This is a genomic window from Acuticoccus kalidii (assembly GCF_021556395.1).
Classification (GTDB): domain Bacteria; phylum Pseudomonadota; class Alphaproteobacteria; order Rhizobiales; family Amorphaceae; genus Acuticoccus; species Acuticoccus kalidii.
This window is the reverse complement of sequence record NZ_JAKGCS010000020.1, coordinates 1-17,291: the sequence shown is the minus strand read 5'-3', so window position 1 is coordinate 17,291 and position 17,291 is coordinate 1. Positions and strand designations below refer to the sequence as shown.

At 62.8% G+C, this 17,291-nt stretch carries 19 protein-coding genes; 12 read left to right on the top strand and 7 right to left on the bottom strand.

What is annotated here, in order from left to right; genetic code table 11:
• From L1787_RS13265 to L1787_RS13255, 3 genes are all read left to right on the top strand, one after another.
• Positions 1-645 (top strand): transposase (locus L1787_RS13265; protein WP_235709332.1); only part of this gene is annotated, 645 nt, incomplete at its 5' end.
• A 463-nt stretch (positions 646-1,108) separates the two neighbouring features.
• A complete protein-coding gene (locus L1787_RS13260) occupies positions 1,109-1,639 on the top strand; it encodes a hypothetical protein (protein ID WP_211100732.1) in 531 nt (176 codons plus the stop codon).
• Between the two features lie 386 nt (positions 1,640-2,025).
• On the top strand, positions 2,026-2,454 hold the full coding sequence (locus tag L1787_RS13255; RefSeq protein WP_235709331.1) for a hypothetical protein: 429 nt from the start codon (positions 2,026-2,028) through the stop codon (positions 2,452-2,454).
• Between the two features lie 40 nt (positions 2,455-2,494).
• On the opposite strand, the gene L1787_RS13250 is transcribed toward L1787_RS13255, so the two are convergent.
• Positions 2,495-3,229, bottom strand: a complete 735-nt coding sequence (locus L1787_RS13250) for a Crp/Fnr family transcriptional regulator (protein ID WP_111352700.1) — start codon at positions 3,227-3,229, stop codon at positions 2,495-2,497.
• Between the two features lie 148 nt (positions 3,230-3,377).
• On the opposite strand from L1787_RS13250, the gene L1787_RS13245 reads away from it, so the two are divergent.
• The 6 genes from L1787_RS13245 to tnpB all read left to right on the top strand — a co-directional run bounded on the left by L1787_RS13245 (position 3,378) and on the right by tnpB (position 9,583).
• Positions 3,378-3,638 (top strand): hypothetical protein, encoded by a 261-nt coding sequence (locus tag L1787_RS13245; protein ID WP_111352701.1) that lies wholly within the window; start codon positions 3,378-3,380, stop codon positions 3,636-3,638.
• A gap of 52 nt (positions 3,639-3,690) precedes the next feature.
• Positions 3,691-5,025, top strand: coding sequence for a Na+/H+ antiporter NhaA (gene nhaA, locus L1787_RS13240; RefSeq protein ID WP_162409819.1), 1,335 nt, complete (start codon positions 3,691-3,693; stop codon positions 5,023-5,025).
• Positions 5,026-5,329: 304 nt separating this feature from the next.
• Positions 5,330-6,472 carry a glycosyltransferase family 4 protein gene (locus L1787_RS13235; protein WP_111352703.1) on the top strand — a complete coding sequence of 381 codons (1,143 nt, stop codon included), beginning with the start codon at positions 5,330-5,332 and terminating at the stop codon, positions 6,470-6,472.
• Positions 6,472-8,643: an amylo-alpha-1,6-glucosidase gene (locus L1787_RS13230; protein WP_111352704.1), complete on the top strand. Its 2,172-nt coding sequence runs from the start codon at positions 6,472-6,474 to the stop codon at positions 8,641-8,643. The genes L1787_RS13235 and L1787_RS13230 overlap by 1 nt, the downstream gene beginning before the upstream one ends.
• A 359-nt stretch (positions 8,644-9,002) precedes the next feature.
• Positions 9,003-9,416 (top strand): IS66-like element accessory protein TnpA, encoded by a 414-nt coding sequence (tnpA, locus tag L1787_RS13225; RefSeq protein ID WP_111352705.1) that lies wholly within the window; start codon positions 9,003-9,005, stop codon positions 9,414-9,416.
• Positions 9,413-9,583 (top strand): IS66 family insertion sequence element accessory protein TnpB, encoded by a 171-nt coding sequence (gene tnpB, locus L1787_RS13220; protein WP_369415095.1) that lies wholly within the window; start codon positions 9,413-9,415, stop codon positions 9,581-9,583. The genes tnpA and tnpB overlap by 4 nt, the downstream gene beginning before the upstream one ends.
• A gap of 88 nt (positions 9,584-9,671) precedes the next feature.
• Here tnpB and L1787_RS13215 read toward each other — a convergent pair whose 3' ends face one another.
• The 4 genes from L1787_RS13215 to L1787_RS13200 form a co-directional block, all read right to left on the bottom strand.
• A complete protein-coding gene (locus L1787_RS13215) occupies positions 9,672-10,091 on the bottom strand; it encodes a type II toxin-antitoxin system VapC family toxin (RefSeq protein ID WP_304523960.1) in 420 nt (139 codons plus the stop codon).
• A complete protein-coding gene (locus L1787_RS13210) occupies positions 10,088-10,342 on the bottom strand; it encodes a type II toxin-antitoxin system Phd/YefM family antitoxin (RefSeq protein ID WP_226584220.1) in 255 nt (84 codons plus the stop codon). Before L1787_RS13210 ends, L1787_RS13215 begins: the two co-directional genes overlap by 4 nt.
• Before the next feature lie 63 nt (positions 10,343-10,405).
• Positions 10,406-10,663, bottom strand: coding sequence for a WGR domain-containing protein (locus L1787_RS13205; RefSeq protein ID WP_111352846.1), 258 nt, complete (start codon positions 10,661-10,663; stop codon positions 10,406-10,408).
• Positions 10,663-11,235 (bottom strand): recombinase family protein, encoded by a 573-nt coding sequence (locus tag L1787_RS13200; protein ID WP_111352845.1) that lies wholly within the window; start codon positions 11,233-11,235, stop codon positions 10,663-10,665. The genes L1787_RS13205 and L1787_RS13200 overlap by 1 nt, the downstream gene beginning before the upstream one ends.
• A gap of 248 nt (positions 11,236-11,483) precedes the next feature.
• Between L1787_RS13200 and L1787_RS13195 the strand changes: the two genes are divergently transcribed.
• Positions 11,484-12,758: an IS256 family transposase gene (locus L1787_RS13195; protein WP_235709329.1), complete on the top strand. Its 1,275-nt coding sequence runs from the start codon at positions 11,484-11,486 to the stop codon at positions 12,756-12,758.
• Here L1787_RS13195 and L1787_RS13190 read toward each other — a convergent pair.
• Both L1787_RS13190 and L1787_RS13180 read right to left on the bottom strand, forming a co-directional pair.
• Positions 12,743-13,657 carry an IS110 family transposase gene (locus L1787_RS13190; protein WP_235709328.1) on the bottom strand — a complete coding sequence of 305 codons (915 nt, stop codon included), beginning with the start codon at positions 13,655-13,657 and terminating at the stop codon, positions 12,743-12,745. The genes L1787_RS13195 and L1787_RS13190 overlap by 16 nt on opposite strands.
• A gap of 304 nt (positions 13,658-13,961) precedes the next feature.
• Positions 13,962-14,843, bottom strand: coding sequence for a transglutaminase-like domain-containing protein (locus tag L1787_RS13180; RefSeq protein ID WP_111352689.1), 882 nt, complete (start codon positions 14,841-14,843; stop codon positions 13,962-13,964).
• Positions 14,844-14,981: 138 nt separating this feature from the next.
• Between L1787_RS13180 and L1787_RS13175 the strand changes: the two genes are divergently transcribed.
• Positions 14,982-15,875: a transglutaminase family protein gene (locus tag L1787_RS13175; protein ID WP_111352690.1), complete on the top strand. Its 894-nt coding sequence runs from the start codon at positions 14,982-14,984 to the stop codon at positions 15,873-15,875.
• Between the two features lie 456 nt (positions 15,876-16,331).
• Positions 16,332-17,275 (top strand): IS630 family transposase gene (locus tag L1787_RS13165; protein WP_235708155.1). Its coding sequence is split into 2 segments (ribosomal slippage): positions 16,332-16,674 and positions 16,674-17,275, totalling 945 coding nucleotides; the frame shifts between segments, so codons are not numbered across the junction.
• Positions 17,276-17,291 lie beyond the last annotated feature (16 nt).

Here is a 17,291-nt window from a genome sequence, read left to right as displayed (position 1 = left end):
TTTGCCGACGAGCCCGAAGCCGCACGCCGGATGATCGAACGACTGCGGGTCCGGCACGACGCGGTCCCGCAGGTTCTCACCGCGGACAAGGCCTACGGGTCGGGCCCGTTCCTGGCGTGGATCGAAGGGCGCGGGATCGAGGCGCATGTTCCCGTCATCGATCGCACGCATCAGACGGCGGGGCGGATGACCCATGCCGACTTCGGCTACGACAAGGAGGGCGACCTGTACCTATGCCCTCAGGGCAAGCCGCTACGGCGTGTCGGCGACGCCAGCGGAGAGGCCAGACGCAGCGGTACGACCGGCTACCGAAGCCGCGCCAGCGACTGCAAGGGATGCCCGATCAAGACGCGCTGTACGACGAGTTCGACGCGAGCGATCAGCCGATCGCTCCATCAGGACGTTCGGGTGACGGTGCAGGCCCGCCAGGCCACGGAGGCGTTCGAGCGCTCGCTGCGGCTGCGCAAACGCGTCGAACGGCTGTTCGCCTGCGTGAAGCACAACGATGGCCTCCACCGCCTCCGGCTACGCGGTCTGCGCGGCGCCGACGAGCAGTTCGTCCTCGCCGCAACGGCGCAGAATTTGAAGCGAATGACGAAGTTCTTCCCCGCGGATGGCCCAGGGACCCGGACGGCCGCCGCGTAAACCGCCCGGCGGGTCCTGCGAGACGTGATCCTCCGGGCGGCAACAATCGACGGCGGAAGATCGAGGAAAGGGCGATCGGCCACGAGCTTGTCTCGACGGACTTCTTCAACAGCCTCCTTCGTTTTTGAGATATCGAGTGATTTTCCGCTGAATGGAGCTAACATACGTCAGCACACCTCGCCCGATCCTGACGTAAATAGCGAATTGTCGAAACTGCGTCGCACCTCCGCAGCCGCAGAACTCACCTAGCTGGCCAGCGGCACCCCGCGGGGACGGTCGCGGAGAATTGGCGACGGATCCGGGCGGCGTCAACCTACCAGCAGCGGCGATCGACCGGCGCGGCGACGGTGCCAGGAGCTGAGCCCCCGAACCGGAGACACGTGCAATCCGTGCCTCAACGGCGCTCGTTCCTTGCGCGTCCACATTGGTCACCCATTCTACGTATGAGAGGCGAAACAAAGCCATGACACATGCAGAACCTTCCGAGACAACCACTCTCGAGCGGCGTGTACTGGCCCACGAGAGGGTCCTTCAGGCGCTCATCGCCTACATGTCCCGCACGGAACCGCGTTTCGTCGAACATCTGAGCAAGCGTTTCGTGGAGCCGATGAGCATGGTGCGACACGAACACGACTACCAGGATACTGACGATTATGCCGAAGAGTTCATTCGCGCTGTAATGCTTCTCGGCGAAAAGCACGCGCGAGCCCCGGAAAATGGCGGCGCGGCAGCGTTGAAGAGATCCGCACCAAAGCAACCACTCCCAGCAAGTTCTGCACAGCAAGCCACTCAACTGGAGCGGGTTCAGCTTCGAGAGAGGAGCGGGATCTGGGAGGTGAAGGTCGATGGCGCCTTCCGCGGCGATTATCGCCAAAAGGAGCAGGCCCTTGCGGCCGTGGCTCTACTGAAGCTGGCACTTAGATCCAGTGAGGATTGCTATCGACCCGGCATACGAGGAGGACATGAAGATGAACATCAAAGCGACGGATACTAAAGCTCGCGTTCAAATGTCGCGGTTGCACTACACGGGCGCCAGTCGCGGTGCGCTAGTACAGGGGCCCGAACGTCAAGCCGGGGCGGACCGCGATCAATTACAGGGCTCGATACTGGCGGCCGAGAACGAGGGTATGCCGCCTCGATCGGATCAGGCCGGACTCCCTTACCAAGGCGAGCATCAGCCGCCCGTACGGAATTCCTCAGAGGGGGTCTCCAAACAGGTGCAGGGGGATGGATAGCTCAACGGGATACGCCTCAAGTATATATCGATGACAATCGAGAATATCATGTACGCTGCGGACGTATTGGGAGTTTATATAAATATAAAAATTTATCCGAATCTGTCTGCGGCGCGCCTAGTATCTCGGCATTGATAGGAAGACAATGATGCGCGAAGTCGCTGATGCCTCTCCTGATGGGCGTGAGTTCGAACCTTTTTTGTACGCTTCGATCGGTGAAGATCGAAACGGAAATATCGTGACGGTTCTCTCAACGTTTGCCAGATTGGGTCTGGATCCATGGAAGGAAGCTGCCGAAGTCTCCACGTTGGGACGGGAGGCGGGTCGCGAGCGATTGGCACTGCTCCTTTCAAGGTTCCGCGACGTGCCTACCCTCGGACGAGATTATGGCGCTGTGGCGCAAGAGTTGATACTTCTGCTACCAGAGCGCTCCACGCTTCACGCTAAGTCGCTAGCTGGGTCATTTGTGGCCAAGGCGCCATTGATTTCGCCATCGCTGATCCTAGCGATCCTCATGATTCTTCTGATTGTGGCGCAAGTCGTATTAGCTGGGGCTCGTGGTTCAGGCGAATGACGTGCCCGTTGTCAGCCGATTTTCCCTCCCACAGAACGGGTTACTTCAAAAGAGGGCCCGTCTGATCGAGATAACCCGGATCGAACTCCGCCAGTGTGATCAGGCGATCGTAGTTGTTGAACGTCACGTGCCCCTCCCGAAATGTGACTAGTCCGCCTTCTCGCAACTGACGCAGGACGCGGTTGACGTGCACGGCGCTCAGCCCCAAGGCATCGGCCAGATGGTGCTGGGTCAAAGGACAAGCGTAACCCGCCTTGGTTCCCATCCCCACCAGGGCCAGCCTGTATCCCAGTTCGAGAAGGAAATGCGCCATCCGGGCACCGGCATCACGTCGTCCGATGCCAACGAGGTGCTCAACCACCATTGCTTCGTCCCGTGACGCCGCCCAGAGGACGGCCATCGCCAATCGAGGGGTCTGCGCAAATGCGTCCAGAAGGTCGGCAGCCAGAACCTCGACTGCTTGAATATCGGTGATCGGCTCGAAACTGTGATCTGCAGTGCGCAGCAGAATACTCCGTAGACCCAGGAAATCCCCAGGGATCTGAACGTCAACGATCTGACGCGATCCGTCACGCTGGATCTTATAGGAGCAGACCCAGCCCGCTGCCAGAATATAGGCCGCCTGCTTCGACTGCCCCTGTTGAACCAGATCGCGTCCCGCAACGAAGATTCTACTACGCTGATGGAGATGCTCCAGCGTGGCGAGCTCCGTCTCGGACAGGGAGACAAAGGCAGAGAGCTTTCGGGTGAGCGGGCTTCTCTGAACGGTGCTCAACGACCCCTCCGAAACAGGTGGCGAACTCCCGACAATGCGGGCGCAGAAACTGCTGTCGATCAGTTCAGCATACCGGACCTTGTGCGAGGATTAGCGACTTCCTCACATATCACAACGCTCTGATTGCCAGTGTAAGGACAGCCTCGCGATGCCCGATCAGACAGACCACTTCGGAATGGCCGCCCTCTCGATCTGCGAGGCGCTCTTGCTTGCCTTACACGATCACGGGCTACTGCCAGATCACGAAATCGTCGGGGTTCTTCGCGACGCCGCCGCCACCCACGAGAATGCTGTTGGTCCGGATTCCGGAAGAGCAGCCCATCGGGCCGCTGCCGACCTGATTAACAAGATTATGATTGACGGAAAGTCGATTTATACGATGGGAGGGGGTCGAAAAGACGTCGATTAAGGCCCGCGTGGTCAATTAACATTAAGCCAAAATTGGATCGCTAACTGTTATGATCGACGATCAAAGCGCAAATCTCCCCTATGAAATAGCTGATAAGGTCACGCGACCGTTCGCACGTTTTCTTAAAATCGAGGCGGCGGCCGGCGGATTGTTGCTCCTCGCCGTGCTGCTGGCACTGATTTTGGCGAATTCGGCCTGGGCCGTGCCTTTCCTCTCGTTCTGGGAGATCCCGATCGGCCTGAAGTTGGGATCACTGGATTTCACCCGTTCTTTGCGGCACTGGATAAATGACGGGTTGATGACCTTCTTTTTCTTCGTGATTTCGCTCGAGCTCAAACGGGAAATTGTTCTCGGTGAATTGCGAAATTTCCGCCTCGCTGCGCTTCCCTTCGCCGCCGCCTTGGGCGGCATGGTCGTCCCGGTTTCTATCTACTTGACGTTGATGGCCAATCAGCCGGGGATGCATGGATGGGGAACAGTAATGGCGACCGACACGGCGTTTGTGATCGGTTGTCTGGCACTCTTTGGTCAACGCATACCGCCGACGCTGCGCCTTTTTTTGCTGTCGCTGGCGATTTTCGACGATGTAGGAGCAATTCTCGTCGTCGCTATTGGCTACGGAGAAGCGCTGAATTGGCTCGCTCTTTGCCTCGGGTTATCCGCGCTGGCCTTCCTGGCAGGCGTTGCCAAGCTCGGGATAAGAAGCGTCCCATTTTATTTTCTGGTTGGCGGCGCGATCTGGTTGTGTTTCGACGCCTCTGGCATCCACGCGACAATCGCAGGTGTTGTGCTGGGGCTGATGACACCAACGCGCATATGGGTGAACGATGCGCGCCTGCGCATGATCCTCGGCCGCGTGCTCTCTTATCCAGGGGGGGAGCATTGGAGCGGTGACACCGCGGAACGCCACGACCTCCGCGCAGCCGGCCGGGCCGTTGCGGAAGCGCTTTCCCCAGTGGAACGCCTTGAAATTATGCTGCACCCTTGGGTTGGATTTGGTGTCATGCCGCTCTTCGCGTTGGCCAACGCTGGGATTGCGATCGAGAGTACCGATTTTTGGCAACCCGTCTCCGTAGCGGTCATTGCAGCTCTGGTACTCGGCAAACCCGTGGGGGTACTCAGCTTCAGCTGGCTCGCCGTCCACGTTGGTCTGGCAAGGCGAGCCCCGCACTTGTCCTGGCCGTTCTTGACCGCAGGTGCTTTTCTCACCGGCATCGGGTTCACCATGTCGCTATTTATTGCAGGCTTGGCTTTTGATCCGGCCATGCTGAATGCCGTCAAACTTGGGATCCTCGGCGGATCAGCCCTTTCCGCCATCATCGGCATCCTGATGCTGATCCGGCTTACAACGCGTGCGGTGCAGGTGCGAGGTCAGTCACATAGCTGAACCAGCCGCTTCGCGCACGTGATGCGACCGTACACTGACCCGCGATCTCGCGAGCTGAGGACGAGTGCACCGCACAAGCCGATCGCCGGCGGTCGCTCTCCAGAAAGTCGTGTGTATCGGCTCGGGACCGATGCTCTCCGAACACCAGACGCGCGAATGCGCCGCTGGCCGTACGCTATCCCGATACCCATATATGACCTAACCGTTCTTGTGCATTTGCAACGCCCTGGTGGACGGAGTAGTCGGCGAGTTCAAGGCAATACCCTGCCTTCGACTGACGCGTGACGCAGCATCCGGGAACACTATGCGAATTGCTCAAGTCGCGCCGCTGGCCGAATCCGTCCCACCGAGGCTCTATGGCGGCACCGAACGGGTTGTCTCCTGGCTGACCGAAGAGCTCGTTCGCCAAGGCCATCAAGTCACCCTGTTTGCGAGCGGGGATTCGACGACCTCCGCCCAACTGGTCCGCAGCGTGCCGGAAGGGTTGCGTCTCGGTGGAATACGCGACCACACCGCGAGTCTTCTCGTGATGTTGGACGAGGTTCGACGCCAGGCAGCAGACTTTGACATCATCCACTTCCATGTGGATCTGCTGCAGTTCCCGATGTTCAGGAAGGCGTCAGACCGATGCCTTACGACTTTGCACGGACGCCTCGATCTTAGCGATTTCCATCCCGTCTACCGTACCTTTCGGACGATGCCGCTGGTGTCGATCTCGGCGAGCCAACGCGTGCCCCTTCCGGCAGCCAATTGGCTCGCCACCGTCCAGCACGGGCTCCCGTTCGGACCTCCCCCTGCCGAAACGCAAGACCGCAGCTATTTGGCGTTCCTCGGCCGCATCGCTCCTGAGAAGCGCCCGGACCGCGCGATTGAGATTGCGAAGCGGGCCGGTATTCCCTTGAAAATCGCGGCGAAGGTGGATCCCGCCGATCAGGAGTATTTCCAGCATGTTATCCAACCTCAGCTCGATCATCCGCTGATCGAGTTTATTGGCGAGATCGGTGACCATGAGAAGCGGGACCTCCTCGGCAATGCTCTCGCTCTGCTGTTTCCGATCGACTGGCCGGAGCCCTTCGGCCTGGTGATGATCGAGGCGATGCGGGAAGGCACACCGACGATTGGCTGGCGAAGCGGAGCCGTTCCTGAAGTGATCGATGAGGGCGTCACGGGCTATATCGTCGAATCGATCGATGCAGCGGTGGCGGCGTTGACGAAGGCGTTTTTTCTGGACCGGAAAGCCGTCCGCCAGCGGTTCGAGGAGCGGTTCACTGCGTCTCGGATGGCGCAGGACTATATCACCGCCTATGAGCGCGTGCTCGACGCGCCAACGGCGACGATGCCGAGGGAGCGGAGCGTCATCCCACCTCGGCCTTTGCCGATCGCCATGCCCGGCGCGTTGGCGGATGATTGGCCGCAGTTCTCGGGAGTGTCACAGGTGCAGATCTGATGGTGTTGCAGTCCGTCGGGCACGTGACGGTCGCGAATCCTTCCCATTACGAGGTCGAGCCCCAGACCTCTCTCGTCGGTCGGTCCTTGAAAAGCCTCAAGGACGGTGAAAGTTTCGCCGTCCTCGACAGCCACGGGGATCTAGGCACCGTGCCGAATACGGCGGAAGGGCTTTTCTTCCGCGACACCCGCTTTCTGTCCCGCATGGAACTGCGTCTGGAGGGGCATCGGCTGCTCTTGCTCAACTCGGAAACCCATGACGATAAGGCGGCGCTCTCCGTCGATCTCACCAATCCCGAAGTGCAGGGCGTGGACCGTCTGCCGCCGGAGACCATCTTTGTCGAGCGCATGACCTTCCTCTGGAAGGCTGTTTGCTACGAACGACTGAGCATCAGAAATTTCACCTCGAGTCGTCGCCGTCTGACGTTGGACTATCAGTTTGATGCCGACTTTCGAGATCTGTTCGAGGTGCGCGGGATGAAGCGCGTCAGGCGGGGTCTCACCTCGGTCGAAGTGATGGCGCAGGATCGCGTGGCGTTTCACTATCAAGGCCTCGACGGGGTCAAACGGAGGAGCGTGATCGGCTTCGCTCCGGTCCCCAAGGCGCTTGGAGCAAATCAGGCGGTATTCGAGTTCGCGCTCGGGCCGGGCGAGAAGACCTCCATTTTCCTCACCGTCGCCTGCGACGAGCGGGAGCCGGCGCAGGTGATGGATTTCTTCGGTGCCTATCGTGACAGCTGCCGAGCGAGGCGGGCTCGGACCGCTGACATTGCCACCTTGGAGAGTTCGAGCGAGCTGTTCAACGAGGTTGCGTGTCGCGCCACGTCCGACGTCTACACACTCATCACCGCGAGCGATCTCGGTCCCTACCCTTACGCCGGGATACCCTGGTTCAGCACTGTCTTTGGGCGCGACGGCATCTTCACGGCAATGTTCATGCTGTGGGTCGATCCATCGGTGGCCCGCGGGGTATTGCGCACATTGGCCGCAACGCAGGCCACCGAAGCCGATCCCCAGTCGGATGCGCAGCCCGGCAAGATCCTCCACGAGATGCGTCACGGCGAGATGGCGAATCTCGGCGAGGTTCCGTTCCGCCGCTACTACGGCAGTGTCGACGTGACGCCGCTCTTCGTCATGCTGGCCGGGATGTATCTCGACGCGACAGGAGATCTCGAAACGATCGCCAGCATCTGGCCCAATATCGATGCAGCCCTGCGCTGGATCGACGAGTATGGCGACCGGGATGGTGACGGTTTCGTTGAGTACTATCCTGAAAGCTCCGGAAGTTTGACCAATCAGGGCTGGAAGGACTCCCACGACTCCGTCTTCCACGCCGACGGCGCGGATACCGAAGGGCCGATCGCTCTATGCGAGGTCCAGGGATACGTCTTCGCAGCCAAGCGCCTCGCCGCCCAAATGGCGAGGCGTCTCGGACGCGACGGGGCGATAGGTCTCTCGGCCGCCGCGGAGACGCTGCGCACCCGTTTCGAGGACTCGTTTTGGGATGAGGAGCTGGGCACCTACGTTCTCGCTCTCGACGGCGCCAAGCGGCCATGCCGGGTACGCGCCTCGAACGCGGGCCACGCGCTCTTCGCGGGCATCGCGGCGCCGGAGCGGGCTGCCCGCGTGACCGACGAACTGATGAACCGCAATGGGTTCAGTGGCTGGGGTATTCGCACGCTGGCTCAGGGCGAAGCGCGATATAATCCGATCTCATACCACAACGGCTCGGTATGGCCCCACGACAATGCCGTCATCGCCATCGGCTTTGCCCGCTATGGCTACAAAGCTGAGGCGATCCGCGTCTTTGAGGGGTTGTTCGACGCAGCCAAAAACCAAGAGCTGAGGCGTCTTCCCGAGCTGTTCTGCGGCTTCATGCGCCGGCCGGGGCGAGGCCCCGCACCATATCCGGTCGCCTGTTCGCCGCAGGCGTGGGCCGCTTCGGCCGTGTTCGGATTGCTCGCGGCCGGCCTTGGGCTCGAGCAGGTTCAGGCCGACAACGAGCTTCGCTTTCGAGAACCGCTGATGCCGTCCTTCCTCGACGAGATCGTCCTGCGGAACGTCCACCTCGGCTCCTCACGTACCGACGTAAGGATGCATCGCTATGGAGAGGACGTTGCGACGACTATTTTGTCGCGTTCCGGTCATGCGAAGATATTGGTGATAAAATAAAATAGACTTCGTTTTGAGGTATGCGGTCCGTTATCCGCTATGCGGACAAAACGGACATCAGGTTGCCAACGCCTAGCCGCTGGGTTCAGCTTGAAAAGCGCCAGTTTCGTCACAAAGAGACTCAGCCAATTGGAGCCATACAAGATCACGCCTATGCCGCAGCCTACCTCCCCCGCGCCCGCCGGCTCGCCCGTGTATGGGGTGTCGACTGGCCGGAGCGCTTCGAAACGGCCACCTGGAAGCGGCTTCACGAAACTCTCTCGATAGAGCCGTCCTATGCACGCGCGTGACGCGAAATGGTAAGCCTCCGGCGGAGGCCGCCTTGCGGGTGATGAGCGGAGCGGCGGAGAACTGTGCGTATGGACAGGCATACGCACAGGGCGTTCGAGCGGTTGGAGGTGGTCGAGAGGGGCCGCCGGCGTCGCTGGAGCGATGACGAGAAGCTGAAGATCGTGCTGGAGAGCCTGGCGGGTCCGCGGCTGGTCTCGGCGACGGCCCGGCGGCACGCGATCTCGCGCTCGCAGCTGGTGACGTGGCGGCGCGCGTTCCGGGTGGAGCCGCTCCGATCTGCGATGACGCCGACGTTCGTGCCTGCCATCATCGAGCCGGTCCCGGCGGAGCCTGAACCGCAGCCGGTAGAGCCGCGGCCTGAAGCCCCGGCGACGACCTCGCGGATGGAGATCATTCTTACCTGCGGCCGGCGGATCGTCGTCGGCGCCGACGTGGACGGGGAGGCGCTCGCCCGCGTGGTCGCGGTGCTGGAGCGTCGATGATTTCGGTTCCGAGCGGCGTCAGGGTGTGGCTGGCGACCGGGCACACGGACATGCGGAAGGGGTTTCCCGGCCTCTCGCTGCTGGTCCAGGAGGTGCTGCGGCGCGACCCGTTGAGCGGCCACTCGCACGTTCCTGCGGTAGCTGAGCCAGATCGGACGATGCTCTAAGAGCATATGATAATATCCTTTATCCATCAGTGATGTAGGCCGAAATCGCGGCTTGCAAACGCGAAACGGCTAGCAGGTTTGGCTCCCGCTATCGCCAAGGATCCAAAATCGTGACGTCCGTGGGCTCGAAGTCCTTGCGGTTGCGCGTGACCACGGTGAGGCCATGGACGAGGGCGGTTGCCGCGATCAACGCGTCGCGTTCGGATCGAGGATCCGGAACGTGAAGCCGCGCGCAGCGAAGGACGACTGCTGTATCGATCGGCAAGATGCGCGGGGCGAACTCCGGCAGGACCTGCTGTTCGAGCCAAGATCGGAGACGTGCGCCCTGGTCCACATCCTTCCGCTCGAGGAGCAGGATGCCGATCTCGAGTTCGAGGACGGTGATGGCAGAGAGATAGAAGGCGCTCGCCTGGTGAGCCGCCGCCCACCGCGCGACCCTTTCATCGGCCTTGCCGTCACCGATCTTCCTGAGCTCGGAGACGACGTTGGTATCGAGCAGGAACATCAGCCGAGGTCGGCGGCGTGACTCTTCACGTCAAAGCGTGGTGGATCGAAGTCGATGTCGGAGAGGCCGGGTGCGGCCAGCGCGTCGGCGAGGCTGCGTCGATCGCCGGCGATGGCCTGATAGTCTTCGATGGTAAGGAGGACGTGGGCCGGCCGCCCGCGGTCGGTGATGAACACAGGTCCATCCTTCGCGACCCTCTTGGCGCGGCCAACGTCCTGATTGAATTCGCGGCTCGTGAGCGTCGTGATCGCCATAGCGTTCCCCTGTCGCCATGTAGATACGTTGCTACATGGTTGCAGGCAATGCCGGTCGCAACGTCAAACGGCCCTGCTCGCCTTGTAGCCCCGTCGGCACTTCTGTCGCGCGAGCTCCTGAAGCGCGTCGAGGGCCGAGCCTGCAGACTGGTAGTGGTCGTGCCGCCGACGACCCGAGCGACCGATCCTCCCCCACTCGCGTACGAGCACCCAGTCGCCGAAGAGCGTCGGCTGCACCGATAGGACGTAGAAGCGCCGCTTGTTGTTCGCCTCGTCGATGCAGCGGAGGTGGACGTCGGTCGGGAAGAGATTGAGCTGCATCAGACTGGCTCTCCTTCGCCGACCGGCCGCTGAAGCCGCGATATGGTCGAAGCGGACACGCCCATGTCGCGTGCGATCTCCCGGCAGCTCTCGCCGGCCGCCAGTCGATCTAGCGCTTTCTTACGCTGATGTTCGCTGAGCTTGGGCTTCGGCCCGAACCTGACCCCGCGCTCCCGCGCCACCAACCGACCATCGGCAGCACGCTGCACGATCCGGCCTCGCTCGTCCTCGGCCAATGCCGAAAGGAACGCGAGGAAGCCGCGGCCGATGGGCGTCGTGAGGTCGAGATGCGGCTTGTCGAGCACCTTGATGGCGGCGCCGCGCTCGGCAATGCGCTGCATGATGTTGATGCCGTCCATCATCGAACGTGTGGCACGATCCCATTCGGCGACGATGAGGATGTCGCCGGTGCCGATTGCGTCAATGGCGCGTTCGAGCTGCGGCCGGTTCTTAACCGCCTTACCCGAGGCCTTCTCACGGAAGATCGTATCGCAGCCGACAGACCGGAGCGCTCCGATCTGACGATCGAGGTTCTGGGATGGTGTCGAGACTCTGGCGTATCCAATCAGCATCCCTCACAGGGTGCCGAAACGGCTTCAAACCCGCAACGAGAATGTGCAACATAGCCACACCGCAGAAAGGCTCATCTTCTTCTTGGCGTGTTGCATAAGTCGTAAAATCAGAATCTACATGACTTATGATGATGCTCTATCGCGCCGAAGCCGAGCTATGGCCGAAGCTGGGTGATGGCGGTTTGAGGAAGGCGGCGTATCGAGGCGGGTGACAAGCCTGCCAGGACCTCCAGAAGGAGCGATACGCCATGACAAGAGATAGCACCGTTCTGCCATTCCAACACCCCGAGGAGGTGGACGATCCTCTGACGTCGGTGCTGCGAGAGGGCGCCCGCCGGCTGCTGGCGCAGGCGGTGGAGGCCGAAGCGGAGGCGTTTCTGGCGGCGATGCGGGACGAACGCCTCGGCGATGGGCGGGCCCGGCTGGTGCGGCACGACCACGGTCCGGAGCGCACGATCCAGACCGGGATCGGCCCGGTGCCGGTGCGGCGGGTGAAGGTCCGCGATCGCGGCGCCGAGGCGGCCCCGGGAGCCGAGAGGATCACTTTCACCTCGGCGATCCTGCCGAAGTGGGCGCGGCGCACGAAGAGCCTCGATGCGCTGCTGCCGGTTCTGTACCTGCGCGGCATCTCCACCGGCGACTTCCAGGAGGCCTTGGCAGCGCTCGTGGGCAGGGAGGCGCCGAACCTGTCGCCCTCGGTGATCGGCCGCCTGAAGGAGGAGTGGCAAGGCGAGTACGACCGATGGCAGCGGCGCGACCTCTCGGCCCGGCGGTACGTCTATGTCTGGGCCGACGGGGTCTACCTGCAGGCCCGGATGGAGGATGACGCGGCGTGCATGCTGGTTCTCCTCGGGGCGACGCCGGAAGGCAAAAAGGAACTCGTCGGCTTCCATGTCGGCGTTCGCGAGAGCGCGCAGAGCTGGCGCGAGCTCCTCGTCGATCTCAAGGCCCGGGGTCTCGCCATCGCGCCGCAGATCGCCGTCGGCGACGGGGCTTTGGGCTTCTGGAAGGCGCTCGAGGAGATCTTTCCGCCGATGCGGCACCAGCGGTGCTGGGTCCACAAGGCCGCCAATGTCCTGAACAAGGTGCCCAAATCGGTCCAGCGGGGCATGAAGGCCGATCTCGCCGAGGTCCGGGACGCACCTGACCGAGCCAGCGCCGAGGAAGCGATAGCGGTGTTCGCTGAAAAGTACGGTGCCAAGTACGCGAAGGCCGTGGAGTGCCTGGTCAAAGACCAGGATGCACTCCTCGCCTTCTTCGACTTCCCGGCCGAGCACTGGGATCACCTCAGGACCACGAATCCGATCGAGAGCGTGTTCGCCACCGTGCGCCACCGGACCGTGCGCACCAAGGGGGCGCTCTCCCACCGCACGGCCCGCCTCATGGTGTTCAAGCTCACCATGGCGGCCTCGAGGACCTGGCGGCGGTTGAAGGGCGAGAACCGCTTGCCGATGGTCATCGCCGGCGTCAAATTCACCGACGGCGTCGCCAACCCCGCGACCGCCGATCAACGCGCCGCCTGACCGGCCCCGTCACCCACATTCAGCCATAGCTCGTACGGGGTTGGTGCGAGCCCCAAGTACGAGGCCAGGTGACGTCGGCTGGAGAATGGTCGATGGAACACCTCTGCGACGAGGAGCGTCGCACTCAGCTCGCCGATCCCCGCCAGCTTCGTGAGCGTTGCGACCTTCGACCGGTCCGGGAATGTCGAGGCCGGATCGAGGAGTGCATCGTGACGATCGGCTTCTACGGCCTTGATTTGATCGAGGGTGAGATGGAGCCGCTCGAACTCGCGTGTGATCTCTGCCTTGAGGTGGCGTCCGAGCGGACGGCCATCTCCTGTGCTCAAAATATCGAGGTGCTCGCGCCATCCGCCACCCCAGAGGCCCTTGATGTCTCTGATGCCATGGAGGGCGAGCAGACCACGGATGCGGTTCACATGGCGCGTTCGTTCCGAGGCCAGGCGCGTACGCTCCCGGCTGATGCGCTTGGCGTCTTCGGCTTCTGGCGTCGGGATCGCGACAACCCGGCAGACCCCGTGATCACCCGCCAAATAGGCGCGCAGCGTGAACGCCATTGCCTCGACGTCGATTCTGTCGGTCTTCGTCCGCCGACCACGGCGCGAGACAAGGAAGCTCGAGGCGTCGAGCACGTAGACGTCGAGACCTCGATCGCGCAGGAAACGGGCCAGCCAGAACCCGTCGTAGCCAGCTTCGTAGCAGATCTTGAGCTCAACCGGCCGACCGAGCTCACTCTCGAGCTCCGCTTCGATCCTGTTGAGATGCGCCATCAGCTGAGCTGTGTCACCGCCACCCATCGCCTTCACGGTGACCTTCGTTCCGTCCGGCGGTAGCGCGCCGACCACCCAGCGTGAGCGGCTGAGTTCGATGGCAACCGTGCAGATCAGGTTGTGCTCAGTCATCGTAGGCCCTCCGGCTGAGCGCCGGACCACCCGGCGCCTTCTCCGAGAATGAACCTCCATAGGATCTACAACGAGGAACGGCCGCACGGCGCAATCGGGAACAAGGTCCCGGCGGCGCTGATGAAATTGGCACCCGAACCCAGCCCGGCGTGCCGATGAAAGCCGGAAAACTCTACCCTCCCGCGGGGGCAATTCAGGAGAGCAGACCAGGGCCATTCAACACTCCTCATCGAGGACTTTAATCGTCTCTCCACTTCCGAAGAAATCCCCTTTACGAGTTTTCGTCCTAGGCCGCGGCAGGCCTCTACTCGGCCGCGAGCGTCAGAGGCTGCGAGTCGGGGAGCGACTGGAGCATCGCGAGGCGGTCGGCCTCGGATGTCGTCCCGGAGACCTCGTCGCACCAGACCCGGAAGAGCGACATGCGGTAGGAGCCAAATGCGGTGATCATCGGCACGTCGGCCGCATCCTGACCGCGGACGAGGAGGATGCGGCCGATCCGGGGCGTATTGTAGCGGGCGTCGAACGTGTACCACTCGCCCTCGAGGAACACCTCAATCCAGGCGCAGAAATCCGCTGGGCCGCTGTCAGGGACGCCGACGTCGCCGAGGTAGCCGCTCGCGTAGCGCGCCGGGATATTCATGGCGCGGCAGAGCGCGAGGGAAAGCTGCGCGAAATCGCGGCAGACGCCGGTCTTCTCCCGCATTGCGTCGACGGCCGTCTTGGTCGACCGGCCGAAGCCGTAGCCGAATGTCAGGTGGTTGTGCACGAAGTTCGAGATCGCCTGCACCCGCGCCCAGCCGGGCGGAACGGAACCGAACAGCTCCCAGGCGCGGGCAACGAGCTCGTCGACCTCGCAGTAACGGCTCGCCGTCAGGAACGTGAGCGTGTCCGACGGGAGGTCGGCCACCTCGTGCTGGCGCGCGTCCCAGTTGAAGCGGTCGGGCGCGCCGCTGTCCTCGACGAGGATGTCGGACGACAACGTCAGCTCGCCGACGGGCGCGACAAGCCGCGTGCGCCAGTTGCCGAATCCGTCGACGAAGGCCGTCGTCGGGACCGAAGGCGTCGTACGGACGCCCGCGTTGCCCACGATCCGGTTCGGATACGTCGAATGGGGCGATAGGGCCAGAAGGAGCGGCGTCGGCGCGTCGCAGGTGATGGTGATTTCGAATCCGGCGCGAATGAACATGGGCGGATGGCCTCCTGAACCCTAGATGTTGCGTGGTCGGTGCGGCGCCCGGGGCGCGCCAGCAACGGATGACATGACTTCCCCGTAAACTTCAGTCGATGCGCCCGTGACATCACGGGGCGCACCAGGGTGAGCCGGATGACGACTCTGCGCATCGTCCATATGACCCGGTATCTCTACGATCGGCCCGTCTGCTTCGGCGTGCATCACCTGATGCTCCGGCCGCGCGATGCGCACGATATGCGGATCCTGCGCACGGGGCTGGCCGTCTCGCCAACGGCGCGGCTCGACTGGACCTTCGACACGTTCGGCAATTCGGTCGGATGGCTCAGCTTCGAGGAGGATGCGGCGGAGCTCGTCATCGTGAGCGAGCTCGACCTGCGGCGCTACGGCCTCGACGATCCTCTTCCGGTCCTGTCTAACAGTTCGGCAGCCTATCCGTTCCAGTACGACCCCGACGATGCGACCGATCTTGGGCCGCTTCTCCTGCTGCTGTGGCCCGGCGAGCGGAGTGACGTTGAGGCGTGGATCGCGTCGCGGCTTCCACGTCTTCCGACCATCAGCGTCGAGGTGCTGGACGCGCTTTCGAGCGAGATCCACGATGGCTTTCGCTATCGTCGGCGGGAGGCTTACGGCACGCAGTCTCCCGCGACGACGATCCGCAGCGGCGAGGGGACATGCCGCGACTTCGCGCTCCTCTTCATGGAGGCGGCGCGAACGCTCGGATTTGCCGCGAGATTCGTCACCGGCTACCTTTACGATCCAGCCAGTGACGTTTCGGCGGGCGACGTCGATGCTGGAACGATCCGCGGTGGCGGCTCGACCCATGCGTGGGCGGACGTCTTCATCCCGGGTGTCGGCTGGGTGGAATTCGACCCGACGAACCGCATCGCCGCGAGCCGCAATCTCGTGCGGGTCGCGACGACGCGGTCGCCCTCACAGGCCGCGCCGGTCAGCGGGACCTGGCGGGCCGCAGGTGCGCGCTTCCTCGAGATGGATGTCTCGGTTAGCGTAGTCCGGCGCGATGACTGACCTTGCCGCTCTCTGGCGGCCTGCCGTTCTCGTGGCGCCGGTCGGGACGGGGAGCCCTCAACCGCCCCGTACGGAGATCGTCAGTCCGCGAGCTGCAGGTTCGACGCGGACTCGCGTCCGCGCTCGAGGTCAAAGGTGACCTTCTGCCCTTCGCCGACGCTCGTCAGGCCGGCTCGCTCGACGGCGTAGATGTGAAGAAAGCTGTCATGCTATCCGCCCTCATGCTGGATGAAGCCGAAGCCCTTCTGAGAAGTTAAACAAACTTCACGGTGCCCTTGGCCATCGTGATTATGCCTTTGATTTCGCTGCGCGCGACATGCCGCAGTGAGAGCAAAGTCGCACTGTGGCAGCAAAGGAAACAGCTGACGAAAATGATAACTAGAGCACTTTCGGCTTGCGGAGAATCGGGCAAATCAGATTCTGAGATGGTCGTGATCGCGTTCGGGAGTTCGCACGATGGCGCCGCTGTCCCATGATTTGAGGGTTCGTCTCGCAAGAGCCGTCGATGCCGGCGGCTCGGCTCGCCAGGTGGCGGCCCGCTTCGATGTGAGCCCGTCGACCGTCGTCAAGCTGATGCAGCGAGTGCGGGCGACCGGCAGCGTCGAGCCGGCCCGGATCGGCGGGTATCGCAAGCCGCTGCTGGCCGCTCACGAGGCAACGATCCGGGAGCTGGTGGCGGCAAACGGGAGCATCACGCTCGTCGAGCTGAGGGCGGCCATCATCGCGCGCGGCGGCCCGGCGGTGTCGCTGTGGGCGGTCTGGTCGATGCTGCAACGGCTCGGGCTCAGGCACAAAAAAAGTCGCTGAAGGCGGCAGAGCAGAACCGCCCCGACGTCGCGAAGGCGCGCCGGCGCTGGCGCGGTTTCCAGGGTTTCATGGATCCGGACCGCTTCGTCTTTCTCGACGAGACCGGAGCCTCAACCAACATGGTCCGCCGCACGGGCTGGGCCCCGAAGTCCGAGCGGCTCGTCGACCACACCCCGCACGGACACTGGCACACGACGACGTTCGTCGCTGGCCTCCGGGCGTCTGGGATCGTCGCGCCGCTCGTGCTGACCGGGCCGATGAACGGGCGGACCTTCCTCGCCTATGCCGAGCAGTTCCTCGCGCCAGCACTCTCGCCGGGCGACGTCGTGGTGATGGACAACCTCGCGGCGCACAAGGTCGCCGGGGTGCGCGAGGCGATCGCCGCGGCCGGCGCCAGCATCCTCTACCTGCCGCCCTACAGCCCCGACCTCAACCCGATCGAGATGGCCTTCGCCAAGCTGAAGGCGCTCCTGCGAAAGGCGGCCGCACGAACCCGCGACGAACTGTGGGATACGATTGGCGCACTCCTCGCCCGCTTCGATCCCGACGAATGTCGCCGCTACATCCGCCACTGCGGCTATGAGTACGACTGAGCCGAAAGTGCTCTAA

Bases quoted from the DNA above. Each gene is read 5' to 3' on its own strand.
- L1787_RS13260 (WP_211100732.1), top strand. From the start codon at position 1,109: ATGACACATGCAGAACCTTCCGAGACAACCACTCTCGAGCGGCGTGTA.
- L1787_RS13255 (WP_235709331.1), top strand. From the start codon at position 2,026: ATGATGCGCGAAGTCGCTGATGCCTCTCCTGATGGGCGTGAGTTCGAA.
- L1787_RS13245 (WP_111352701.1), top strand. From the start codon at position 3,378: ATGCCCGATCAGACAGACCACTTCGGAATGGCCGCCCTCTCGATCTGC.
- L1787_RS13235 (WP_111352703.1), top strand. From the start codon at position 5,330: ATGCGAATTGCTCAAGTCGCGCCGCTGGCCGAATCCGTCCCACCGAGG.
- L1787_RS13230 (WP_111352704.1), top strand. From the start codon at position 6,472: ATGGTGTTGCAGTCCGTCGGGCACGTGACGGTCGCGAATCCTTCCCAT.
- tnpA (WP_111352705.1), top strand. From the start codon at position 9,003: ATGGACAGGCATACGCACAGGGCGTTCGAGCGGTTGGAGGTGGTCGAG.
- tnpB (WP_369415095.1), top strand. From the start codon at position 9,413: ATGATTTCGGTTCCGAGCGGCGTCAGGGTGTGGCTGGCGACCGGGCAC.
- L1787_RS13210 (WP_226584220.1), bottom strand. From the start codon at position 10,342: ATGGCGATCACGACGCTCACGAGCCGCGAATTCAATCAGGACGTTGGC.
- L1787_RS13205 (WP_111352846.1), bottom strand. From the start codon at position 10,663: ATGCAGCTCAATCTCTTCCCGACCGACGTCCACCTCCGCTGCATCGAC.
- L1787_RS13200 (WP_111352845.1), bottom strand. From the start codon at position 11,235: ATGCTGATTGGATACGCCAGAGTCTCGACACCATCCCAGAACCTCGAT.
- L1787_RS13195 (WP_235709329.1), top strand. From the start codon at position 11,484: ATGACAAGAGATAGCACCGTTCTGCCATTCCAACACCCCGAGGAGGTG.
- L1787_RS13190 (WP_235709328.1), bottom strand. From the start codon at position 13,657: ATGACTGAGCACAACCTGATCTGCACGGTTGCCATCGAACTCAGCCGC.
- L1787_RS13180 (WP_111352689.1), bottom strand. From the start codon at position 14,843: ATGTTCATTCGCGCCGGATTCGAAATCACCATCACCTGCGACGCGCCG.
- L1787_RS13175 (WP_111352690.1), top strand. From the start codon at position 14,982: ATGACGACTCTGCGCATCGTCCATATGACCCGGTATCTCTACGATCGG.